Here is a 23,150-nt window from a genome sequence, read left to right as displayed (position 1 = left end):
TTAAAGTTGCCAAACCTTTATTCTATAAACATCATTGACAGCCTCTGGCTAATTGAATATTTGTAAAATAAATTTTTTTTTACAATATTGCATTAAGAACAATGCTGTGATGGTAAAAGTATTTTACAACTTAATTTTCACATATCTTATTTTTATTATCCAGAAGTAAAAAATAATCCGGTTTTACCGGATGTGCATGAAATTTACATTTTAAGCAGTTTAGCTATTGCTATTGTTTGAAGGATTTTAAGAACCAGATTGTAATTATAGCATGAAAATACTTATAACCGGTGTTGGCGGCCCTACCCCAAGAAGTTTTGCCACCGCACTAAGAAAATACTCCGTTTACAAACGTTTCGAACTTATCGGAACCGATACCAACCCCTTAGCTATTGGGCTTTATCAGAACGAATTATTCAATCATACTTTTATTGTGCCACCAGCTGGCAGCCCCGATTACTGGCCGGTAATAGAAAAGTTAATTACCGAGCAAAGCATTGATATGGCTGTTATTTTGCCAGAGGCCGAAGTAATTGAATGGAGCAAAAGGAAAGCCGCCGGTAATTTACCCTGCAAAACTTTAATACCTGATAACGCCATTGCAGAGTTGTTAGTTAATAAATCACGTATGACAGATGTGCTTCAGTGCATAGACATGGCCCCCTTGTCGATTACTTTTACTCGAGACAACTATAATGCCGACGAAATATTCGATTCCTTCAATAAAAGCTTTTGGGTACGAAGCACCACGGGCACCAGTGGCCTGGGCGCTTTGAAAATTGAAAATAAAACCGCCTTGCGCAATTGGATTGAAATTAACCCGAACGTGCAGGAATTTATGGCAAGCCAATACCTGCCGGGCCGAAATCTGGCGTGTAAGGTGCTATACTATGAAGGTGCATTTCTGAGGGCCGCCTGCTGCGAGCGAATGAAATACATTATGGCTAAAGTGGCACCATCTGGCATAACAGGAAATGTTTCATTCGGAAGGTTAATCAATGACCCATTGCTGGTTCATGAGGTTGAAAGAGCTATGAACTACCTTTTTGCCTACACCAACGCTCAAAAACACGGTTTTTTTACGGTAGACCTGAAAGAAGATGAAAACGGTAAGCCGTATATAACAGAGGTAAACATCAGGCATATTGCTACCACCCAGTGCTTTGCGGCCGGGGGTGCCAATTTTGCGCTGGATACCATACGCCTGCTGGATGGAGACGCAGAGTTTAATAAAAGCTACCAGATGTATGAGTTTGAAAAAGACCTCATCTTTTTAAGAGATGTAGACTCGCTGCCTATTCTGATGAAAGGAAACGAACTTTTGCATGCTTATTATTGAGCGAACCTGGGTTTTCAGCATTATTTGTGGCGTTCATTCATTTCATGTCTGAACTCCTCATGCTGTTTTATCAGCAAATCCAGTTTTTTATGCAGGCTCCTGATTTCTTTCTCCGCTTTCTGGTTGATTTTTAAATCAATCTTTGCGCGCTCTCTGTCTTTTTCCTCCTGCCTGTTCTGGCTCATCATAATAACAGGCGCCTGCAAAGCTGCTATACAAGATAATATCAGATTAAGTAATATAAACGGGTAAGGGTCAAAAGCACGGTTTTTTAGCCAGAAAATATTAATAAATATCCAGATTATTAAAAAACCAATAAACGACAGAATGAATGTCCAGCTTCCTCCAAAGGTGGCTATCTTATCAGCCATTCTGTCACCAAACGACAGGTTTGCATTATCTTCTTCATTCAGAATATCCTTATTCATAAAGCTGTTTTTTAGGTTCAAATGTTTTTTGCAAATAATAACAGAGGGCATTGCCCCCTGTTATTAGAAACTACCGTGAAATATAAAAAAAATATTGTATCCAAAGATTACTCTTCAAGTGCAGCTGCAAATTTCTTACGATAAAACACGAAGAAAATAAGCGGAAATACGAAAAGTGTTAAAACTGTGGCTGTAATAAGCCCGCCAATAACTACGATTGCCAGCGGTTTTGAGGTTTCAGAACCAATACCGGTTGAAATGGCAGCAGGTATCAAACCTATCATGGCCATGAGGGCTGTCATAATAACCGGGCGAACCCTTGAGCGCACCCCTTCATAGATAGCCGTGTTAAGTGTCATTTTCTCATGCAGGTTTTTCTTGAATACCGATATCAAAATAACGCCGTTCTGAATACAGATACCAAACAACGCAATAAACCCGATACCCGCCGATATACTAAAGTTGGTGCCAGATATAAGCAATGAGGCAATGCCACCGATAATTGCAAAAGGTACATTGGTAAGCACAAGGGCGGCATCTTTAATATTGCCAAAAAGCACAAACAATATCAGGAATATGAGCAAAAGACTGATAGGCACTACCTGAGCCAGTCTGGCAGTAGCTCTTTGCTGGTTCTCAAAATCACCTGCCCATTTCATTTTATATCCCTTATCTAGCTTAACTACTGCATTTACTTTCTTTTGCGCTTCTGCAATGGCCGACCCCATATCGCGGCCTCTGATAGAGAACTTAACACCAATAAAACGTTGGTTGGCTTCTCTGAAAATCAGAACCGGACCTGTTTGGGAGTAAATATGCGCCACACTCTTTAACGGAATCTGGTTACCAATTGAAGTAGGTATCATCAGATTCCCAATGGCCTCTTCATTGTTTCTGAACTGCGGCGCATACCTGATTCGGAGGTCAAAGTGGCGCTCGTCTTCATAAATTTGGGTAGCGGCTTTACCACCAATTGCCATTTCAATAACCGCCTGGGCATCTGCTTTATTTACTCCGTAAAGTGCCAGCTTTTGTTCATCAAGCTCTATCCTTAATTCAGGCTGGCCAATGTTTTTGATAACCCCCAGGTCTTCAATTCCTTTTACGGTTTTTAGTTGGTCATATACCATTAAGGCTTTTTTCTCTAAAGTAGGCAGGTCTTGTCCGTATATTTTAACCGCTATACTACCCTTTACGCCCGACACAGCCTCTTCAACGTTGTCCATAATAGGTTGCGAAAAGTTAAAAAGAACACCCGGATAAATTTCCAGCTTCTTATTCATTTCGTCAATCAGCTCTTCTTTTGAAATGTGCCGTTTCCATTCTTCTTTAGGGTAAATATCTACCAGAAACTCAATATTGTAAAACCCGGTTGGGTCTGTACCGTCATTGGGTCTTCCGGTTTGAGAAATAACCTGTTTTACCTCAGGGAAACTACGGAATATCGCGCGCATCTGCTGGGTTTGTTTTACCGACTCTTCCAGCGATATATTCATGGGCATACTTGCTCTTACATAAATTGAACCCTCGTTCAGCTCAGGAAGAAACTCGGTACCTAAAAACTTAAAGTTAAAGAAACCTACCACAACCAGAATCGCTGCTATAATAATACTAACCTTTTTGTGCTTGTAAGTGTATGAGAACAACTTCAGTGATTTCTTTTCAATAAAATCAACAAAGAAATTATGTTTTTCTTTTACGTTTTTCTTTAACAGTATACTGGCAAGAACCGGCACAAGCGTAAGGGTAAAAATCAAGGCGCCCAATAAGGCAAAACCAAGGGTCCAGGCCAGAGGGCTGAACATCTTCCCTTCTACTTTCTGAAAACTGAAAATGGGCATCAGACAGGTAATAATAATGGCTTTGGAGAAGAAAATGGCTTTACCTAGCTCGGTTCCGGTCTTTTTCAACAAACCCAGTTTAGACAACCTGTTGAAACGCTCCATACCTATTTTGTGCGAGAGCTGGTCAAGCGTTACAAAAATACCTTCAACCATTACCACCGCGCCATCAACAATAATACCAAAATCAATAGCGCCCATTGAAAGCAGGTTGGCCGACATACCTTTTAAGCGCAGGCATATAAAAGCAAACAACAATGCCAGCGGAATAACAATAGAAACCGTTACGGTAGTGCGCCAGTCGGCCATGAAAATAAACACAATACAGGTAACAAATATTATTCCTTCTAACAGGTTATGTGTTACTGTATGGGTAGCAAAATGAATGAGGTTTTCGCGGTTATAAAAAGTATTGATTTTTACATCTTTAGGCAAAATACTGGTGTTGATTTCCTCAATTTTTGCCTTTACTTTTTCAATTACCTGGCTTGGGTTTTCGCCTTTTCTCATTACAATGATACACTCAACCACGTCGCTGCGTTCGTCTCTTCCAGCCTGCCCTAATCTTGGCAGTGCTGATTCTGACACATTAGCCACATTGCGAACATAAATGGGCACACCGTTGCTGTTTTTAATTACAATATTCTCAATGTCTTTAACGCCTTTCAGTAACCCTATACCCCGCACAACGTAAGCCTCAGAGTTTTTTACAATTACGTCTCCACCAACATTTATGTTAGCATTCGACACCGCCTGATACAATTGTATCGGTGTAATGTCATAGTCGAGCAACCGACGTGGGTCGGCAGATATTTCATAAGTTTTTACTTCGCCGCCAAAGCTCACCACATCGGCCACACCTGGCACACTTTTCAGATTTCTTTCTACAACCCAGTCTTGCAGTGTTTTTAGTTCTCTCACACTTCTTGTCGGGCTTTCAAGGGTATATCTGAAAATCTCACCTGTTGGACCATACGGAGGCTCTACCTCAGGGTTGGCGCCATCGGGCAGGTCAACTTCACGCAGCAGGTTATTTACCTGCTGGCGGGCAAAGGCGTCATCTACCTCATCTTCAAACATTACTTTTACTACCGACAAACCAAATACGGTGGTAGATCTGATATCTGTTTTCTTCTGAACCGGATTCAGACCAATTTCAAGCGGAATAGTTACAAACTTTTCAACTTCTTCTGCACTACGGCCTGGCCACTGCGTAATAATAGTTATCTGTGTATTGGTTACATCCGGAAAAGCCTCAACCGGAGTGTTCTGGTAGCTGATAAACCCGGCTACAATGGCAAGCAGTGTCATGAAAAATATGAAGTACTTATTTTTCAATGAAAATGCTATTATATTTTTTATGAATTTGTTCATGGTTTTTGTGATTTAGGCACGGTCTGGGGCCATGCAGGAAGCCGGTGGCTCTGCTGAAACAAAAGACCTGTTTTTATGCTGAATCGAAAATAATAGATTAATAACCTAACCGGTTTATCAGTTGTTTAAAGCCTGATAAATTAAAAGCTGATTTTCGGTAACAACTTTTTCTCCCGGTTCAAGGCCACTATTCAGATACGTAGTTGTGCCTGTTGATTTGTAAACATCAACCGTTTTTATCATCAGGTCTTTACTGCCTTTCAAAACCACCACAAAATTCTGGCTTTTATCAAATACAATTGCTTTAGAAGGAACAGCCACTTTCTGGTCGGTTCCGGCATATTCAAGATGCACGTTAGCAAACATCTCGGGTTTCAGAAAAAAGTTTTTATCATTATTAGGTAATACAATTCTTACCTGCTCAGTTTTTGATGACGGGTCAAGCACATCAAAAATTTTATCAATTTTACCTTTAAATACTTTATCCGGATAAGCAAGCGTTGAAATATCGGCGGCATAACCCTGCTTTACATTGGCCAGGTCAGACTCATACACATTAGCAATAACCCATACCTGGTCAAGATTGCTTATCGTAAACAGGCTCTCGGGGTCATCAGACCGTAACTCCATACCGGGGGCAGCCTTTTTCTCAACCACATATCCGCCTACTGGTGCTTTTACTACATAAGCAGCACCATTGCCACCCAAAATACTCTGGCGTTCGGCCACCCTGTGCAATTCTCCTTTGGCTGCCTGTAATTGCTCTTGCGCAGCTACCAGGTCTTTTTGAGATGCCAACCCGGATTTAGACATATCTTCTGCCACTTGTGCATTTTTCTGCGCTACCGACAATTGCGAGCGAGCCGTAATGGCTTGTTGCTGCAAATCGGCTAGGTCACCACTTTTAATAATGGCCAGTACCTGCCCTTTTTTTACGTAGTCGCCCAGTTCAACTTTAACATCTTCAATATGCCCACCCACTAACGGAAATACCTTTACAATTTTATCTTCATTAAACTGAATTTTTCCTGTCAGGTTCAGGTCGTTGGCTACTGTCTTCATTTCAGCAGTTTCTGTCACCAGCCTTTTCATTTGTTCTGCAGATAAAGGCGAGGAACTATCGGCAGAATCAGTCTTTTTCTCTTCACCTCCAGCGTCAGTGCATGAGGTAAACCCGATAGACGAAAGGCAGATAAGAGATGAGAAAATAACTATATTGAATACACGAAGCGTTTTCATTTCTTTTTTATTTTATATTTCATTTATTTGGTTAGTACTTTTTTTTGGGCGAAGGTTATCAACTTCACCCAGGCTGCAATTGGCAGTATACCCGCTTTATTATTTAGATGATTATCTTGCCAACAGCATAATTGAGGTCTTCAATGGCTTTCATACGGTTGTTTTGTAATTGATTAAACTCTATAACCGTACTTTTATAAGAATCAAAGAAGTCTATAAATTCAACCACGTCAATATTCTGTTTTTTGTAGTTGAGTATAACGCCATCAATGAGTTTTGAAAAATCTACAGCAAAACGATTATCAAAGGTCTGGTACATTTTATCTGCCTGAAGCGCCTTATTAAACGCCGTTATTACATTTTGCTGAACCTGCAACTGGTAGGCCTGCAAAGCAGCCTGACCTGACTGAACCCTGATTTTGGCGGCCTCTATGTTTCCCTGATTTTTATTAAAGAACGGCAATGTAACACCAACACCTACACCCAGATAATTGGAAATGTACCCCCCGTTTCGGTCGTATGTAAATTGAAGGTTCACATCCGGCTTCGCCAAGGCTTTTTGTAAGACCAGATTCTGGTTTTCAAGTTTTACGCCGGTTTTTATTAAATTCAGGTCGCTCCGGTTGTCTTCTGCCTGTGTTAATAAATCGCCTATTTTAAATTGTCCAAGGTTTACCTCCGGCAAATTGGCGGCAGCTATAAAATATTTGCCTCGGTTGGCTGTTAAAATGTTCAGGTCGGCTTCGTCGTCGGCAATGGTAGCAAGAATCGTTTGTCTCTCGCTATTCAGATTAAAAAGGTATGCTTTCAGACGAGCCAAATCTTTTAAAGGCACATTGCCTTTATCATATTGCTGCTGATACAGACTTACCGTTTGTTGAAGTGTCAGAATTTCTTCATCATACACTTTTAATTGCTGTTGCTGGTAATATAGGTCATAAAAAGTAGTGCGCAGGGCATATTGCAGGTCTCTTAATAGCGACTGAACCTGATTTTGCGCCTGTTCTGTTCCTAACCTGGCCAATGCCAATCGCTTGCTTCTTTTACCTGCCACCTCAATTAACTGCTGATATTGCACAACCTGCTGTGCATTGTTGCTGCTAAAACCGCCTATTTCTTTTTTTTGCGTGTTATAAGGCATGTGTTCAAGGTAAACCGATGGGTTTGGTTTTAAACCGGCCTGAATCTCATAGGCTTTGCTTTCTGCAATACCAAGTCTGGCAGCAATTAACTGGAGATTTTTCTGGTTAAACTGTTGTTCTGCATCGGGTAGGGTCAGGCTCAGCGAGTCTTGGGCTTTGGCAATTGGTGCTGCCAGAAGGCTTATCCATAAAAAGGCGTAGTGAATCCGTATCATTTTTGTGATTTTGATTCAGCAAAATTGTATTTATTGAATTATACCCAAATTAAACGAGCATTAAAAGAAGATTAAAATAAAAAAAACAAGACATAAATAGCTAATAATTAGCAATTTGATAATACAAACCTGAAAATTAAATTGCATTTTTACAATATAATACTATAAAACAAAAACATTTACAGAACTTTGTAAGTCAGAAGCTTATGTAAGAATTAAAACGTTACAATTAAAACAGACATAAAATTTACGACTATGGTTAAATCAGGCGATACAGTACAGGTTCATTATAAAGGTACTTTAGGCGACGGAACAGTTTTTGACAGCTCGGAAGGGCGCGAGCCACTACAATTTACAGTAGGTAGCGGTATGGTAATACCTGGTTTTGATAACGGAGTAGCAGGAATGGTGATTGGAGATAAGAAAACCGTGTACATACCGGCAGAAGAAGCCTATGGCCCTGTAAGAGAAGATATGATATTTACTTTTAATCGTCTGGATATACCTGACGATGTACCTCTTGAAATAGGCGGCACCCTGAATATGCATAATGGGCAACAGGCCATTCCGGTTATTGTTCGTGAGGTAACTGCCACTAAAGTAAAATTAGATGCGAATCATGAATTAGCAGGTAAAGACCTTATCTTTGAAATTGAGCTGGTGAGTGTTCAGTAAACAGGTTTGGCAATATAATAAAATGGCCCTTGCTTTAAACAGGCGGGGGCTTTTTTATGGCCCGTAAGGTAATTATGCAACAAATATTCTTGTCTTATAAGCAACTTCGTTTAAAGAGCAGGCCACTTCAAGCAGAAATCCTCTTAATTAATATTAATTGCCAATAATATTTAAAAAGTCACGTAAAATCCCTGTTTGATTTCTAAGGGTTTGTAAATTACTTTGTGCTATTACTTTTTGCTATTCGTGATAAAATTAATACAAACTGCTGCAATACTACTTTTGACCTCCTGTGCACTTTTTGCTCAGGATAAAGCCGCCGTCGGCTTCTCTGGTATTTACAATTTCCCTTTACATTCAATTGGCGGAGGTTTCAGAATCCAGTTACCTGTTAATCACCGGATCTCGCTTGTACCAAAGCTGAAGTACATGCCGGCCTTTAATACCATTCAGGAGGTTTATGGCGGCCTAAGCCTTCAATACAACATCATAAATAACACCGTTGCCCGTGGTACAAAAAATCTGGTGGTGCCAAACCGCCCGGTTGTATATGTCTCTGCCGGGGTTGATTACAATAAATGGCTGAATTATGAAGCTACCTTAAACAGCAAGGCAAAAGCTCAAAATCTTGTACCTGAAGCAGGTATAGGTGTATCGGCCGGTTTAAATTTTGTGAGGGTATTTGCTGAGGTAAAATATAACATGCTTTGGCAGGAAAGCTATGGCGAAATAGGTTTTTTGCTATTCCCGTTCAATGCGCCTTCTCCACGAAAAAACAACTGCCCGTATAGATTATGAAAAGAAACAGTTTTATAATTCTGTTAACAACTTTGCTTACAATTGCTTGCTCTAATGACAGAGCCGTTTTTCTGAAAGACCTGGGTATCAAAGGAAAAAAGTTTACTGATACTGCAGGAGAAAAACTCAAACAAGCTGCCACGCTTCCGGAAAAGAAAACGATTGGCAAGGACACAGACTTACCTATAAAAGGTAAACAAGGTACTGAGATTTGGCTGACCCCAGATGATTTGGTTTTACCTGATGGCAAGCCGGCCACCTACCCAATTCAGGTTGAAATACTTGAGGTATATAAGCCAAAAGATATGATTTTAAACGGTATATCGACGGTAACTGACAGAGGAATGTTAAGCACGGCCGGACAAATAAAAGTAACAGCCTTTAAAGATGCGAAAGAGTTAAAACTAAACAAAAGCAACGATTTAGTAATTGCGTTTCCGGCTGCTAATGGCGTAGACCAAAAGATGGGGCTATTTTATGGAGTTGAAAAAGATGGCATCGTAATAAAATGGCTTCCGGCCGATACCACAGGAAAAAATCTGCCTTTGTACCCTGATAGAGATGGATATACTGCTTTCCCTTCACAAATTGGGTGGATTAATTGCGACAAATTGATTGACTCGCCTGGACCATTCACCAACATAAATTTCGTTTCAGAATACCCCGAAATTAAAAACATTAACATTTTCCTGTATTTCCCTGATATGAAATCAGTTGTGAAAGTGAATAACGGAAGTTTAGACCCAGTACCCATTGGAAGCAAAGTTAAAATAATTGCTATCTCGATTACTGACAAAGATGAATGGTACTCTTTTCTGGCAGAAACAAGGGTTCAGGAAAAACAAACTATTGAAATTAAACTCGTCTCTACCACAAAAGACGATTTATTGAAATATCTGGATTCGTTATAATTTAAACTGACTTATTCTTTAATCTACTTTATTCAAGCCCTAAGCAGGTCTTGATTATTAATCATCAACTTGTCGTAAATAGCCCTTTTATTGGCGTATTTAACCACCAACTGACAATCTGCTTTGCTCTACTTTTGTATTGTTGATTCTTAATTGAACCAAATAATATTATAATTACAATGGCAAAACAGATTTTTTTGAATCTACCTGTTAGAAATCTGCAAGATTATGGCTGGATGTACCATCATGCCTTTGCCGACCTCGACGGTCATGAATGGGAGGTATTTTGGATGGACCCGAACGGATACCCCAGCAATCATTAACGTTACCTGTCTATCTCCTCATTTTTAAATAAATACTATCATTACTAAATACTTAAGAGCATGAAACGCGACAAAATTGTTTTCTGGGTTGCTACTACTATTATTTTCCTTTGGGAAGGGGTTATGCCTGCGCTTACATCGCAAACTGAATTAGCTAAAGAGGGCATCAGCCACTTAGGATACCCTGCTTATTTCGGGGTTATGCTGACGGTGTACAAAGTAGCTGGCTCTGTTGCCCTCATTTTACCCGTGGTTCCTGCACGTATTAAAGAATGGGCGTATGCAGGTCTTTCATTCTCATTAATATCTGCTTTTATCAGTCACTGGGCTGTTGACGGCATGAATGCCCAGACACCTTTTCCGTTAATCATTCTGGCTATTCTGATGGTTTCTTATGTGTATTATCATAAACTAAACCCCATAAAATAAAAGATATGGTAAGTTATGATTTAGATGCCGACATAAAGGCCATGTACATTGAAGCGGATTCTTATCCTGACGGTGTCTTGAAAGCCCACCAACAATTGCATGGCCTCGTGAAAAGAACTGAAAATCGGAAATACTTCGGCATTTCGTTTCCGGACCGGAGCGGCTTTATTATATATAAAGCCGCAGCTGAGGAGATTACAGATGGAGAAGCCATCCAATTAGAGCTAAAAACTTTTGTTATCAAAAAAGGGAATTACATTAGCATTGATATACCTGATTTCATGGAAAACACACAGGCCATTGGTGTTGCTTTTCAGAAGCTAATTTCGTTTCCTGGTATTGACCCGAATGGCGCCTGCATAGAGTGGTATCTGGACGATAACCTTGTAAAATGTATGGTACGGCTGGCAGACTGATTCTCATACAACCAGAAAAGGCTAAAAACTATAACCGATTAACGTTTAAAAGTAGCAGCAAAGCTAATAGCATAAAAGGCCCTTCACCGTTGCCAGGGAAGGGCCTTTTAATTGTTGCCAAAACCATAACGTGGTTTTAGATAAGGCTTTTGCCTTTCTCGATGGCCTTTTCAAGGCCTGCCACGTCACTACCGCCTGCGGTTGCAAAATGTGGTTGTCCACCACCGCCGCCTTTCATTTCTTTGGCCAGTTCTTTCACAATATTGCCTGCATGCAGGTTTCTGTCTTTCTGCACAGCCTCATCAATTATTACCGCCAACTGAGGTTTGCCGCCAATTTCGGCACCTAGAACCCCATAGAAACTACCCACCTGATTTTTCAATTCAAAGGCCAGTTGTTTCAGTGCATCGGCTGATGGTACGGTAACCTTGGCTGTCAAAACATTTACCCCGTTAATTTCTTCAACCCTGTTGAGCAATTCTTTCTTCAATTCCTGCAATTTCTCGTTTTCAAGCACCTCCAGTTTTTTCTGTAAGGCGGCCTTGTCGGCAATGAGCGTTTCAACAGCTTTTAGCAAATCAGCAGGGTTTTTCAGTAACGTTGCAATCTCATCTTTTACTTTCAGGTCTTCCTTGATTCGCTCCATTGCTTTTTCACCTGTCAAAGCCTCTACCCTGCGCACACCAGCGGCAACCGACCCTTCTGAAATAAATTTAAACAAGCCGATGTTCCCGGTTGAGGGCACGTGTGTACCTCCACAAAGCTCAACCGAAAACTGAGGGTCAAAAATTACTACACGCACAAAATCACCATATTTTTCACCAAAAGTAGCTGTGGCTCCCAAGGCAATAGCCTCATTAATTGGCATATTCGCTTTGGTTTCAAGTGCAATATTCTCACGGATTTTCTCATTCACAATGTCTTCAATACTGGCCAGTTCTTCGTCCGTTACTTTAGCAAAGTGCGAGAAGTCAAAGCGGGTAACGTTGTCGTCCTGATATGAACCTTTCTGCACAATGTGGTTGCCCAAGACTTTACGCATGGCAGCCAGCATTAAGTGGGTAGCGGTATGGTTAGCCATTATTTTCTGATGACGCGCCTCATCTACACGTGCCAGCACGGTGGTAGCGGTATTCAATACTTCCTCCAGATTTTTGTCTCTCGAAATATGAATAAACAAATCGTTTTCCTTTTTGGTATCGGCAATATTAATTACATGGTTACCCACCACAATGGTTCCGGTATCCCCTACCTGGCCACCCATTTCGGCATAAAATGGCGTGCGGTCTAGCACAATATGGTATTCTTCACCACCCTTTGTTTTAACTTTACGGTATTTTTCAATCTGCGCTTCTGAAGAAAGCTGGTCATAACCCACAAACTCAAAGTCTTCTCCTTCGTTCAGTTCAACCCAGTCAGTAGCCTCTTTGGCAGAATCTTTGCGCGAGCGCTCTTTCTGCACTTGTAACGCTTTCAGAAATCCGTCTTCATCTATTTGATACCCTTTTTCGCGCGCAATAAGAGCGGTTAAATCAGAAGGGAAACCGTAGGTATCGCTCAACTCAAATACCTGGTCACCGGCAATCATTTTTCCTTCTGTAGCTCCGATAATGGCATCCAGGCGTTTCAAACCGGTTTCAAGTGTGCGCAGAAACGTTTTTTCTTCTTCTTCAATCACCTTAGTCACAAAATCCTGCTGAGATTTTAGTTCAGGGAAAACATCCGCAAACTGGTCGGCCAATACAGGCACCAGCTTAGTCATAAATGGTTCGCTGAACCCTAAATATGAATAACCATAACGAACGGCACGACGTAAAATACGGCGGATAACATACCCTGCCTTGGCATTTGAAGGTAACTGGCCGTCGGCAATGGTAAAGGCAACGGCGCGTATATGGTCAGCAATTACACGCATGGCTACATCAACATAACTATTTGATGACAGCGTGCCGTTTTCGCCGTATTTCTTGCCCGACATCCCCTCTAATACAGTTATTGTATTCTGGAAAATATCTGTATCATAATTTGATTGCTTGCCCTGAATGGCCATACAAAGGCGCTCAAAGCCCATACCGGTATCCACGTGTCTGGCTGGTAAAAGCACCAAAGACTTATCTGCCTTGCGCTCAAACTGCATAAATACGTTGTTCCAGATTTCAATTACCTGCGGATGGTCGTTATTTACCAGCTCTTTTCCGCCTATTTTATCTACCTCTTCCTGGCTTCTTAAATCTATATGAATTTCAGAGCAGGGGCCACACGGGCCGGTGTCGCCCATTTCCCAGAAATTATCTTTCTTATTACCTAAAATAATCCGGTTTTCGTCGCCTATCAAACCTTTCCAGATATCAAATGCTTCCTGGTCAAAAGGTACCCCCTCGTCAGGGTTGCCTTCAAAAACCGACACGTAAATTCTGTCTTTGGGTAATTTATAAACTTCTGTGAGCAACTCCCACGACCATTCCAGCGCTTCTTTCTTGAAATAATCACCAAACGACCAGTTACCCAGCATCTCAAACATGGTATGGTGGTAGGTGTCAAAGCCTACATCTTCCAGGTCGTTATGCTTTCCGCTTACACGAAGGCACTTCTGAGTATCCGCAATGCGTTTAGACGGGGGCGTTCCGTTGCCCAGAAAAAAATCTTTAAACTGTGCCATACCTGAGTTATTGAACATCAGGGTTGGGTCATTCTTGGCCACAAGCGGTGCCGATGGAACGATGAGGTGTCCTTTACTGCGGAAAAAATCTAAAAAAGCCTTACGAATTTCGTGCGAGGTCATATCTGCGTCGGGTAAATTTATGAATGTACGATTGACTGCTTATCCTGACTAGCCCAAAAGTGCTTTTCAGATAAACATTCACGCTGAATCAGAAGCAGTTTAATTAACTTCTGACCAAAGTTTTATTACTAATGTTTTGTTGTATTAAACTGGCTGCAAATTTAGACTAAATTACAGACTATTTGAAGTGTTATCTGATAAAAACAGAGGTTACTACTTTATTCAATCCAAAGCGTATATCGCTTATAATAAAATTTTGCTGCCCAACTACACATTAACGCTTGCAATAGAAACCATCAGAGCGGTTTCAGATGCGTTAAAATGACGGGCATTATCTTATCAATTACCGGTTTTGAAAATTGGTGACCCATACCCTCTACCCACAGCATGGTTGCTCCGGGTATTTTTGGAGCATAAATGCGCGCATGAATTGGCGGAATCAGCGGGTCGGCGGTGCCATGAATAACCAGTGTTCGAGCCCTGATTGATGGAAGTTCGTTCAGGCGTGACCCCGAAGCCACAATACCACAAAACTGCTGGAATCTGGCACGCGGATTCTGCCCTTTTCTGATTTCGATTGCCTCGGTAAAAACATTAAGCAGATGCTCTCTGTTGACCGGAAAACCTTTTCCGTTCAGTTTGGTAAAAGTTTTCACATAACCTGCTACCGAAACGCGTCTGGTGAAATAGCGTGTATTTAAACGGAAATTTCTGACAAAAAAGGGAACCAGATAATAAAACAGACGACCCTTGAAAAAAGATACGGATGCGGGGTCAAGCGCAAAGCCTGACGACATAATTGAGGTAAGGCTAAGCACTCTTGGCTTATACGAAATAGCTATGCGCTGCGCTATCATACCCCCCATAGAAACCCCAATGATATGCCCCTTATCTATAGATAAAAAATCCATCAGGCTAATTGTATCTTTGGCCATATCTTCAAGCGTGTAGGGCCTTTTTGGGTGCCATTGATCGTTCATCCAGGTCGACAGCCCGATATCTCTGTTGTCAAACCTGATAACATAATAGCCTGCTTCCACCAGAGGTCTCATGAAATCGAAAGAAAACAAGATGCTCTGGGAATCAAGACCCATAATCAAAACAATGGCAGGATTTTCTTTTTCTCCGAACGCCTCAAAATAAATTTCAATGTTATTGCAGGGAGCCTTGCCCGATAAAGTTGGTTTCATCTGATTTAATAAAACAGCTTCATGACTTTCTTTTAACACGTTTTCCGGAACACTGACGCTTATTTAATTACTGGCTTTGGCACAGTAATACCATAGTTCCAGAAGATTTCCTGATAAAACTACCAAATTTTTGATAGGTATTTTTCTAAAGCACAATACAAATATACATTTCTATATGTTTTTTCAAATTATTTTAAAATTAAGCGCTTGCATTAAATGGCATGGAAGCAACCTGCATTTAGATAGATTCAGTGAAAAAAACAGAAAAAAAATATATAACTATGTTTTTAGTTATATATTTGTGCACTAAACAAAAACTACATGAAAAATCTATTATACCTTCTTTTGCTTGTTTCATTTAGCGCTATGGCGCAACAAAAAGTTTATCGCGCCAGTGTTTTTGAGAAGAAAGTAATGACCCTACAGGAGGGCCGTAAAAAGTATCCTTCTTCAACAATTATCGATCTAAATACCGATAAAAGTAAGGCTATTATAATGGATGCCACAGTAAAAAAAATAATTAATGATTTTAACCTGATGGCCATCAAGACGGGTAGCCCACTGTATCAGTATAGCGAAATAAAGAGTATCCCGGTTGAGTTATTTGTGCAACCTAATGGCACTATTGATTATTTTAAATATGGTTTTCAGGGCGAAATTGTGGGTAGGGTTAAAGGCAATAGCCAGTTTTTTAATGACTCATTAAACACAGAAAACACAGCAAAATTTGTTGCTTTGGCAGAAAATTTCTGCCTGAATTATAAACTACCTGCCAACCCTGGCAAAACTAATTTTAGTGTCAATATAATGCTGGGCATCGGCTCGCAGCCGAAAAAACCAAGTAAAACCTATATCTGGAATATACAAATGGCAGAAGCCTGCGACAAACCGGATACCGTAAAAACGTTAATGCTTAATAATTTAAATCTGACCTCGTTCCCGCAGGTGGTTTTCAGGTTTAAAAACCTGACAAAGCTGGACATTTCCAACAACTATATTGAAAAAATACCTAAGAAGATTTCTGCTATGCCGCATCTTAAATTTCTGAGCATTAGCAATAACCCGGTAAATGCCCATAAAATCAGATTTAAAAAGAATACGCATCTGAAAGACCTTAATCTGCAATACACGGGCATGCGCATGATACCGCGCACACTGGCCAGAAACCGTAAACTTGAAATTTTGTTTCTTGGTAATAACCGGTTTGAAAAATTCAGAAAGCGCGACTTCAGAAAAATGGATAGCCTGAAAGCACTTAACTTATACAATGCAGGCCTGAATGAGGTACCATTGAATATTATAAAACTGAAAAAACTGGAAGAGCTGGATTTGTACTATAACAATTTAAAAAAACTACCTGATGCCATTTGCGATATGCCCGGCTTGAAAACACTGGCGGTGTCTAACAATGAGCTATGGGCGCTGCCTGCAAACCTTGCCCACTTAAAAAAACTGGAAACGTTGTATGCGCATCATAATCGCCTGACTGAATTACCGGCACTGCCAGATTTAAAACTGCTGAATATTGGGCATAACCTGTTTAAAGTTTTTCCGGAGCAGGTGTATCAGCTTACAAACCTGGTTGAATTTGATATTACCCATAATCAGATTAAAGAAGTACCAAACCAGCTAAGAAATTTCGGTAAATTAAAACAGGTGTTTATTGAAGGAAATGATTTTGTAAAAATTGATGCTAAAAAGGAAGATTTGAGTAAATTAGTGACCGATTTAGAGAAAAAAGATATTCTGGTACGTTAATGAAACTATTCTATACAACCAACGAGGCAGCAGAGATACTGGGGGTGGCGGCCTCTAAGATTCGGTTCTATGAAAAACAGTTTAATCTGAAATTTGAGCGTATTGGCCGCGACCGCAAACTAACCCAAAAAGACCTTGACAAACTCCGTGAAATAATTGATGTAAAAAGCAAGGGTACATTAACCCTGAAAGGCGCCGAAAGAACAATAAATAAGAAAACCGACCTGAATAAAAATAAAAATGCTCTGAAAGCCAGACTACTGACCATCAGAGCATTTTTACAGGATACGCTTGACGAAATGGCCTGAAAGGCTATCTGTGGCAAGTGCCTGAATTTAAAGTCTTTGCCTTACGGCCTCGTACAAAATAACTCCTGTAGCAACTGACACATTCAATGACCCAATCTTGCCCAACATAGGTATTTTAGTTGAGTGGTCGGCTTGTTCTAAAAGGTTATCTGATATGCCGTCTTCTTCTGAGCCCATCAATATGGCAGTAGGTACGGTAAAATCTACATGATACAACTCTTCGGTAGCTTTTTCAGTACAGGCCACTATCTGAATGCCAGACTGTTGCAATTCTTCAACCACTTGCGCAAGGCTGTTTTCGCGGCACACGGGCAGAAAATTCAAAGCGCCTGATGAGGTCTTCATGGCGTCGGCATTGATTTGCGCTGCCCCTCTTGATGCCACAATAATGGCATGCACACCAGAGCATTCGGCCGTGCGTGCTATGGCACCAAAATTACGTACGTCTGTTATTCTGTCTAAAATAAGTAGCAAAGGCACTTCACCTTTTTCAAAAACATCAGCTACCACGTTTGATGTTCTGGCGTAATTAACCGCCGAAACAAATGCAATTACACCCTGGTGGTTTTTCATTGTAATCCGATTGAGTTTTTCAATCGGTACACGCTGCACGGGTAGGTCTCGTTCTTTGGCCAGCTTCTCTACTTCTGCATGGCCAAACTCTCTTTGAATTAAAATCTTTTCAATTTCTTTGGTGCCTCTCAGCGTCTCCAATACAGATTGCACACCAAAAACTATATCTGGTTTCGATGGTTTTTCAAAATTTGGTCGGGCAAAAAACTTTGGTTTTTTGTTATACTCCGGACGACCACCGAACTCGGATCTTACTCCGCTACGTTTCCTGTTCTCCATGCTTCTACAAACGGATACCAATAGGCCTGATACTCGGGATACCGGACAAGCTCATAATAGTTATCTGTAAACTGATTTGGTTTCTTATTAAAAGTAAATATAATTTCTGAAAAATTCTGTGTTTGTGCATACATCCACACTTCACGGTCGCGGCTGCGTTGCACTTTGTTAGGCGGGCCCAGTACAATATAAACCATGCCCTTGTCGGTTTTCCAGCCTTCTTTAAATGAGGTAAACAACTGGTTAGCCTCTTCAATTCTTCTGTAGTACGTTCTTATTATTTTCTTGGCCAAAGCCTGGTTTCCACCAGTTATTCCCAAAAAATACCTATCCATTGCCTGTTTGGCATCTGCATTCTCGCTTACGGTTCTGGTCTCCTGGCTGGTACTCATGTAAATCAGCGGCTTTACCAGTTTCTCAGGCATGGTATACCGCGGGTATCGGTTATCTACAATCAGAAATCCAAAGCCATTTCTGGTATTCATGGTGTCTTCGACTGCAAAATAAAGACCTTCGTTTTCAAGATGGAGCGGCGTACCCGATTTAACCTTCAGAATCTCTTCAATTTTCAACGACCTGAAAGGAGGCCTCAGCGATGTTGCCATTGGCGACTGAGCGGGGTCAAACTCATTGGTATATCTAATCAGAAACAGCTCATTTATATGATTATCTAAACTTCTTATCTGAAACGTATCTTTTTTGTTGATATAGTTTCTGAAAATAGGTCTTGAGTAATCGTTCACAAAAAGCCCGTATCTGTCGCTGAGGCGGGTGGCAGAGAAATCAACCACTAAATCGTTGTTTGATTTTTTACTGGTAAGCACCTCAAAAATCTCAGTAAGTAACAAGGCACGGGTAACGTTCTTCGGCCGTTGAATTTCAAAAGACACCTCAACCTTATAATCTCTCAACAGTACATTCTGTTCAGTAAAATCAACCCGGTTATATGCCAGGCGGTCTCTTACTCCGTAGTCAGACTGCAACAGCCAGCTCATCCTGAAAGTCTCTTTCAGTTGCTGCAAAGCATTAACTTTTGAAAGATTCTCCACCTCCATTTCCAGAAAAACCCTGGCTAACGAAGAATCCTTCACTATATACCGGCTTTTAATAGCCACCACCACAGGTTTCACTGTGGCATCCGGATATGCCGTTGCCGCCTTGGTTTCTCTTGGCTCCCTGGTATTTTTCTTACTGGTAGCGCAGGCTGCCAGCCCCAACAATAAAGTGTATAGTAGTATTTTTCTCATTATACCCGTTTCTTGTTCCAAATGTAGAAATTTCTTTGCTAATATTATTACTTAATGCAGAAAAACAAACAAATTGAGAACGAGGCAAATGCTTTTTTTATTGCAGATTCGCTTAAGTAATTGAGCGCAATAACGGCTTCAAAGTAAAATTGTAAGAGCCGCGCCGTTGTACAAATCTTATTGCCGACATTTATAGATGAAGAAACCGTTTTATGACCACTCTGAAAACAGCCTGGGTTTGTTTATTTTGCGCATTTCAATACATTTGTAGTGTAGACAACCAAACCAAAACTATGGAAAATACAGTACAATATGCACACGAAAAAGACCTTGACTGGCAGGAATTCAGAAATACACTTATAGCCTCAACTTTAGGTGAAAGACGCCCTGTTGACGACCTGCCAAGAATTAAAGCAATGGTTGAAAACGCTAATCTGCTCATAACGGCGCGAATCAATAACAAGCTGGTTGGTGTAGCCCGCTCCGTTACCGACTGGGCGTTTTGCACTTACCTGTCTGATTTATTTGTTGATGAAGCCTATCAGAAACATGGGATTGGCCGTGAACTGATACGGCACACCAAACTGGCAAGCCCCGATGCCAAACTGATTCTGCTTTCGGCGCCCAAAGCCATCAATTATTACCCCCGCATTGGCATGACACACCATACCCATGCCTATACATTAGATAATCCGGATGATCTGGTGTAAATTTTTCTTGTCAAATATGAGTATCCTCCAGCACTTGTGTTGCTTCTGTTCTATAGTACCCCAACATCTATTCAATTTGATACCAAATTAATATTCAACCCTTAATTTTATGACAACCCGTAGAAATTTCCTTAAAACAACCGGAACACTGGCTGCTTTCTCGATAGTGCCAAGAAATGTTTTAGGCCGGGGTTTTATGGCACCCAGCGACGTAATAAACGTTGGATTTATCGGCCTGGGCCGGCAAGCACGTGGCTTACAGGCCCGGTTTCTTGAAACCAAAGAAATAAATCTTTTAGCTGCCTGTGATGTTGACAAAACGAAGTCGGAAAACTTCATAAAAGAGCAGATTACAAAAAACAGCAAGCAGTATTTTGGCGAAGTAAAAACAGCGCCGCAAGTGTATGAAAACTACCTGGAGCTGCTTGACAGAAAAGATATTGACGGCGTTGTAATTGCTACACCAGACCACTGGCATGCTTCTATTGCCATAAGAGCCGCAGAAAAAGGCAAAGACATTTATCTTGAAAAACCACTTACTTTTACAGTTGCAGAAGGCCGCGCATTGGTTAATGCTGTTCGTAAAAACAACCGTGTGCTGCAAACCGGAAGCATGCAGCGCTCTGGCGATAATTTCAGAAGAGCTTGTGAACTGGTAAGAAACGGATATATAGGCGAGATTACCGAGGTGCGCGTTACCATAGGAGGCCCGCCGAGAGAAGTAGATTTTCAGCCGGAGACTGTACCTGCCGGTATGAATTGGGATATGTGGCTGGGGCCAAACCAACCTCACCCCTACCACCATTTTCTTGCACCCCGCCTTGAAGATAATTTCTGGGCTAAATGGCGCTATTACAAAGGATTTGGCGGGGGTGATGTAACCGACTGGGGAGCCCACATGTTTGATATTGCGCAATGGGCACTGGGCATGGATGAAAGCGGGCCGGTGGAACTGTATCCACCAACTGACCCAAATGCGCAACAGGGTATGGTATTTAAATATGCCAATGGGGTAAATATGATTCACCACGATTTTGGCAAAGGGAATGCCGTGCAGTTCAGAGGCAAAGACGGTATTATTGAGGTTAGCCGCTCTTTTCTGAATGTGCCAGAAAACCTGAAAGATGTGCAATTAAAAGCCAATGATATTAAACTGGCGGCTCCTGTCGGGGGCAATCACTACAAAGATTTCCTCAACTCAATGAGAACCCGCCAGAAACCCCTATGTGATGTAGAAATTGGACACCGAACCTGCACTGTCTGCAATATTGCCAACATCGGGTATGAAATTCGCCGCCCTTTAAAATGGAACCCAATCACAGAACGTTTCGATGACCGCTTAGCGAACAAGAAGCTAACCAGAAAATTGCGCTCGCCTTATGGCATAAAAATATAGGCTTAATCTTAAAGCAAAAACCTGTTGCAAGCAACAGGTTTTTGCTTTTTTACCGGATACTCCTCCATTTTCTTCTTTTCTTGCTTTTATTAAAAAAATCCTTGATGTCCTGAAAAAGCGTAAACCGGGGTTCGTAATAACAATTAGTGGGGCCCTCAGGCAATTTCCTGAACAAGGGGGCATATAAACCAAAATAAAAGTTAACACTTTTAGGATTACCTATGTTTAGCAAAGCAACCATATTATCAGTACCTAAAAAAAGTGCCCCTGCCCTGCCAGCCAGCCCAATGGCCGGTGTTTTATAACCATTGTATAATGAAACCGGTGCCGACACCTCGAGCCATTTGGTTTCCCAGCGTGGTGTTATGGCAAATAAAGAAGGCTGTATCATGCTTAATGAATTATTGCTTCTAATGTTCTGAATCAGCGTAGCGCTGGCATATAGTTTATCAGAAAAGGAGTAATCAAAAGTAGCTGACACCACTGCCGGAAGCGGAACATTGAAAGCATGCCGGTAGTCGGCATCTGATAAACCAAATGCATTATTCATTTGGCTGTACAATTTATCCTGCGAATCAATCTTGTTAAACGTTCCTTGTGGAATATTAACGTTGGTCTTACTGATGCTGGTCTGAAAAACCAGTTCATTATTATTGAATCTCATCTGACCCAAATCAAGCAATGCCAGACCAAATTTATACTTATATTTATTCTGGGTAGGGTCAGTTGTCATTCTGTCTTTCAATCTTACATCATATTCCTTAAAATCGGGTCTGTATTCATAAACAAAGCCTATATCTAAACCATATCCAAACCCGGCAGGAGTATTACCAAACAGCCAGTTCGGATTTAAACCGGCTGCGGCCGAAGCGCCGGTTTTTGTTAATCCGTAAGTAGCCACAGCTTTTTCCAAAAAAAGGTCCTGCTTGTTAGGGTTAGCCTGAGGATTAATTTTAAAATCCACTTGATTTACCAGATAATGCACATTCAATAAAGCATTTACCCGCTTCATGGTCAGCCCTAACTTCATAAAATGGTCGGCATCTTCAATTATTACCTTGCCCACGGTAAGCCCCATTTCTACATAGCTGTTTATATTGGCATTAAAATGGTTATCAGTCAATGACAAATTAAAAATAGAAGGCTGCTTGGTGCCAAACATAATTATTTTTGCTGCCGTTATGTTAGTATTGTTCAGGTTCGTAATCAGCCTGCCTCTTGTTGTTAAACCCACAGCCATTTTTGCTTTGTCGAACGTAAACATTAATGAAGGCCCCCTTACATCAGCCCCTAAAAAAGCAGTTACATTTTTTTTACCCTGGGCCTCTTCCAGATAGGTATTGGAGTAACGAATTAGTCCGTTCGGTGCCCTGTGCTTGCCAGGAACCGTGTTAGTAACAAAGCCGAAAAGTGAATATGGCGCTCCCCATTTAACATAATTATTGGCGAAATCAACATTGGCTCCAGCCAGATTGAGGTAAAACTTATAGCGTGTATCGGCCACGTTAGCCGGATTGGCATAGATACCATGGGTACCCGAATAATTACTGGATGAGATACCCAGCCATTGCTGAGAAAACACATGAAATTGTACAAAAAGAAGAATAAAACAAAAGACCAGCCGCATCTATATAAGGAATGTACTCCCTTGATTATAGGTTAAATTATAAGTTTTTGCCTAACTAAAGAACAAAACTAATTAATTATTGACAAAAACCGATATTAGATTTTGAATTAATAAACAGTTGTAATATTTTAGTAAAATAGTTTATCCTAA

Annotated in this window: 20 protein-coding genes; 11 read left to right on the top strand and 9 right to left on the bottom strand. The window is 40.9% G+C overall.

Annotated features, from left to right (window positions below; all coding sequences use genetic code 11):
- Nucleotides 1-271 precede the first annotated feature (271 nt).
- Complete coding sequence (locus tag NZ848_RS06500) at nt 272-1,339, top strand: hypothetical protein (RefSeq protein ID WP_259014842.1); 1,068 nt, start codon at nt 272-274, stop codon at nt 1,337-1,339.
- A 20-nt stretch (nt 1,340-1,359) separates the two neighbouring features.
- Here NZ848_RS06500 and NZ848_RS06495 read toward each other — a convergent pair whose 3' ends face one another.
- From NZ848_RS06495 to NZ848_RS06480, 4 genes are all read right to left on the bottom strand, one after another.
- Nucleotides 1,360-1,767, bottom strand: coding sequence for a DUF1003 domain-containing protein (locus NZ848_RS06495; protein WP_259014841.1), 408 nt, complete (start codon nt 1,765-1,767; stop codon nt 1,360-1,362).
- Between the two features lie 107 nt (nt 1,768-1,874).
- Complete coding sequence (locus NZ848_RS06490; protein WP_259014840.1) at nt 1,875-4,982, bottom strand: efflux RND transporter permease subunit; 3,108 nt, start codon at nt 4,980-4,982, stop codon at nt 1,875-1,877.
- A gap of 117 nt (nt 4,983-5,099) precedes the next feature.
- Nucleotides 5,100-6,221, bottom strand: coding sequence for an efflux RND transporter periplasmic adaptor subunit (locus NZ848_RS06485; RefSeq protein WP_259014839.1), 1,122 nt, complete (start codon nt 6,219-6,221; stop codon nt 5,100-5,102).
- Between the two features lie 103 nt (nt 6,222-6,324).
- Nucleotides 6,325-7,578, bottom strand: a complete 1,254-nt coding sequence (locus tag NZ848_RS06480; protein WP_259014838.1) for a TolC family protein — start codon at nt 7,576-7,578, stop codon at nt 6,325-6,327.
- Nucleotides 7,579-7,833: 255 nt separating this feature from the next.
- On the opposite strand from NZ848_RS06480, the gene NZ848_RS06475 reads away from it, so the two are divergent.
- The 6 genes from NZ848_RS06475 (at nt 7,834) to NZ848_RS06450 (ending at nt 11,130) form a co-directional block, all read left to right on the top strand.
- Nucleotides 7,834-8,253: an FKBP-type peptidyl-prolyl cis-trans isomerase gene (locus tag NZ848_RS06475; protein WP_253534656.1), complete on the top strand. Its 420-nt coding sequence runs from the start codon at nt 7,834-7,836 to the stop codon at nt 8,251-8,253.
- A 282-nt stretch (nt 8,254-8,535) separates the two neighbouring features.
- Entirely contained in the window at nt 8,536-9,051 is a 516-nt protein-coding gene (locus tag NZ848_RS06470) for a hypothetical protein (protein WP_259014837.1), read from the top strand.
- The gene (locus tag NZ848_RS06465; RefSeq protein ID WP_253534652.1) at nt 9,048-9,962 is read left to right on the top strand and encodes a hypothetical protein; all 915 of its coding nucleotides are present in this window, start codon (nt 9,048-9,050) and stop codon (nt 9,960-9,962) included. Before NZ848_RS06470 ends, NZ848_RS06465 begins: the two co-directional genes overlap by 4 nt.
- A 179-nt stretch (nt 9,963-10,141) precedes the next feature.
- Nucleotides 10,142-10,285 (top strand): hypothetical protein, encoded by a 144-nt coding sequence (locus tag NZ848_RS06460; protein WP_259014836.1) that lies wholly within the window; start codon nt 10,142-10,144, stop codon nt 10,283-10,285.
- A 60-nt stretch (nt 10,286-10,345) separates the two neighbouring features.
- Nucleotides 10,346-10,714, top strand: coding sequence for a DoxX family protein (locus NZ848_RS06455; protein WP_259014835.1), 369 nt, complete (start codon nt 10,346-10,348; stop codon nt 10,712-10,714).
- Between the two features lie 5 nt (nt 10,715-10,719).
- The gene (locus tag NZ848_RS06450) at nt 10,720-11,130 is read left to right on the top strand and encodes a transcriptional regulator (protein WP_259014834.1); all 411 of its coding nucleotides are present in this window, start codon (nt 10,720-10,722) and stop codon (nt 11,128-11,130) included.
- A gap of 136 nt (nt 11,131-11,266) precedes the next feature.
- Here the strand turns inward: NZ848_RS06450 and alaS are convergent, their stop codons facing one another.
- Nucleotides 11,267-13,912, bottom strand: coding sequence for an alanine--tRNA ligase (gene alaS, locus NZ848_RS06445; RefSeq protein WP_259014833.1), 2,646 nt, complete (start codon nt 13,910-13,912; stop codon nt 11,267-11,269).
- A 296-nt stretch (nt 13,913-14,208) separates the two neighbouring features.
- Nucleotides 14,209-15,102, bottom strand: coding sequence for an alpha/beta fold hydrolase (locus tag NZ848_RS06440; protein WP_259014832.1), 894 nt, complete (start codon nt 15,100-15,102; stop codon nt 14,209-14,211).
- Nucleotides 15,103-15,423: 321 nt separating this feature from the next.
- Between NZ848_RS06440 and NZ848_RS06435 the strand changes: the two genes are divergently transcribed.
- A complete protein-coding gene (locus NZ848_RS06435; RefSeq protein ID WP_259014831.1) occupies nt 15,424-16,860 on the top strand; it encodes a leucine-rich repeat domain-containing protein in 1,437 nt (478 codons plus the stop codon).
- Nucleotides 16,860-17,168: a helix-turn-helix domain-containing protein gene (locus NZ848_RS06430; RefSeq protein ID WP_101727915.1), complete on the top strand. Its 309-nt coding sequence runs from the start codon at nt 16,860-16,862 to the stop codon at nt 17,166-17,168. The genes NZ848_RS06435 and NZ848_RS06430 overlap by 1 nt, the downstream gene beginning before the upstream one ends.
- A 27-nt stretch (nt 17,169-17,195) precedes the next feature.
- On the opposite strand, the gene rlmB is transcribed toward NZ848_RS06430, so the two are convergent.
- Both rlmB and NZ848_RS06420 read right to left on the bottom strand, forming a co-directional pair.
- The gene (gene rlmB / locus NZ848_RS06425; protein ID WP_259014830.1) at nt 17,196-18,020 is read right to left on the bottom strand and encodes a 23S rRNA (guanosine(2251)-2'-O)-methyltransferase RlmB; all 825 of its coding nucleotides are present in this window, start codon (nt 18,018-18,020) and stop codon (nt 17,196-17,198) included.
- Nucleotides 17,993-19,267 (bottom strand): GWxTD domain-containing protein, encoded by a 1,275-nt coding sequence (locus tag NZ848_RS06420; RefSeq protein ID WP_259014829.1) that lies wholly within the window; start codon nt 19,265-19,267, stop codon nt 17,993-17,995. The genes rlmB and NZ848_RS06420 overlap by 28 nt, the downstream gene beginning before the upstream one ends.
- 293 nt (nt 19,268-19,560) lie before the next feature.
- On the opposite strand from NZ848_RS06420, the gene NZ848_RS06415 reads away from it, so the two are divergent.
- Nucleotides 19,561-19,977, top strand: coding sequence for a GNAT family N-acetyltransferase (locus tag NZ848_RS06415; protein WP_253534634.1), 417 nt, complete (start codon nt 19,561-19,563; stop codon nt 19,975-19,977).
- A gap of 109 nt (nt 19,978-20,086) precedes the next feature.
- On the top strand, nt 20,087-21,373 hold the full coding sequence (locus NZ848_RS06410) for a Gfo/Idh/MocA family protein (RefSeq protein WP_259014828.1): 1,287 nt from the start codon (nt 20,087-20,089) through the stop codon (nt 21,371-21,373).
- Between the two features lie 49 nt (nt 21,374-21,422).
- On the opposite strand, the gene NZ848_RS06405 is transcribed toward NZ848_RS06410, so the two are convergent.
- Nucleotides 21,423-23,000 carry a DUF5723 family protein gene (locus tag NZ848_RS06405; RefSeq protein ID WP_259014827.1) on the bottom strand — a complete coding sequence of 526 codons (1,578 nt, stop codon included), beginning with the start codon at nt 22,998-23,000 and terminating at the stop codon, nt 21,423-21,425.
- Nucleotides 23,001-23,150 lie beyond the last annotated feature (150 nt).

Source organism: Emticicia fluvialis (assembly GCF_024793945.1).
Taxonomy (GTDB): domain Bacteria; phylum Bacteroidota; class Bacteroidia; order Cytophagales; family Spirosomataceae; genus Emticicia; species Emticicia fluvialis.
This window is presented reverse-complemented; position numbering and strand designations above follow the sequence as displayed.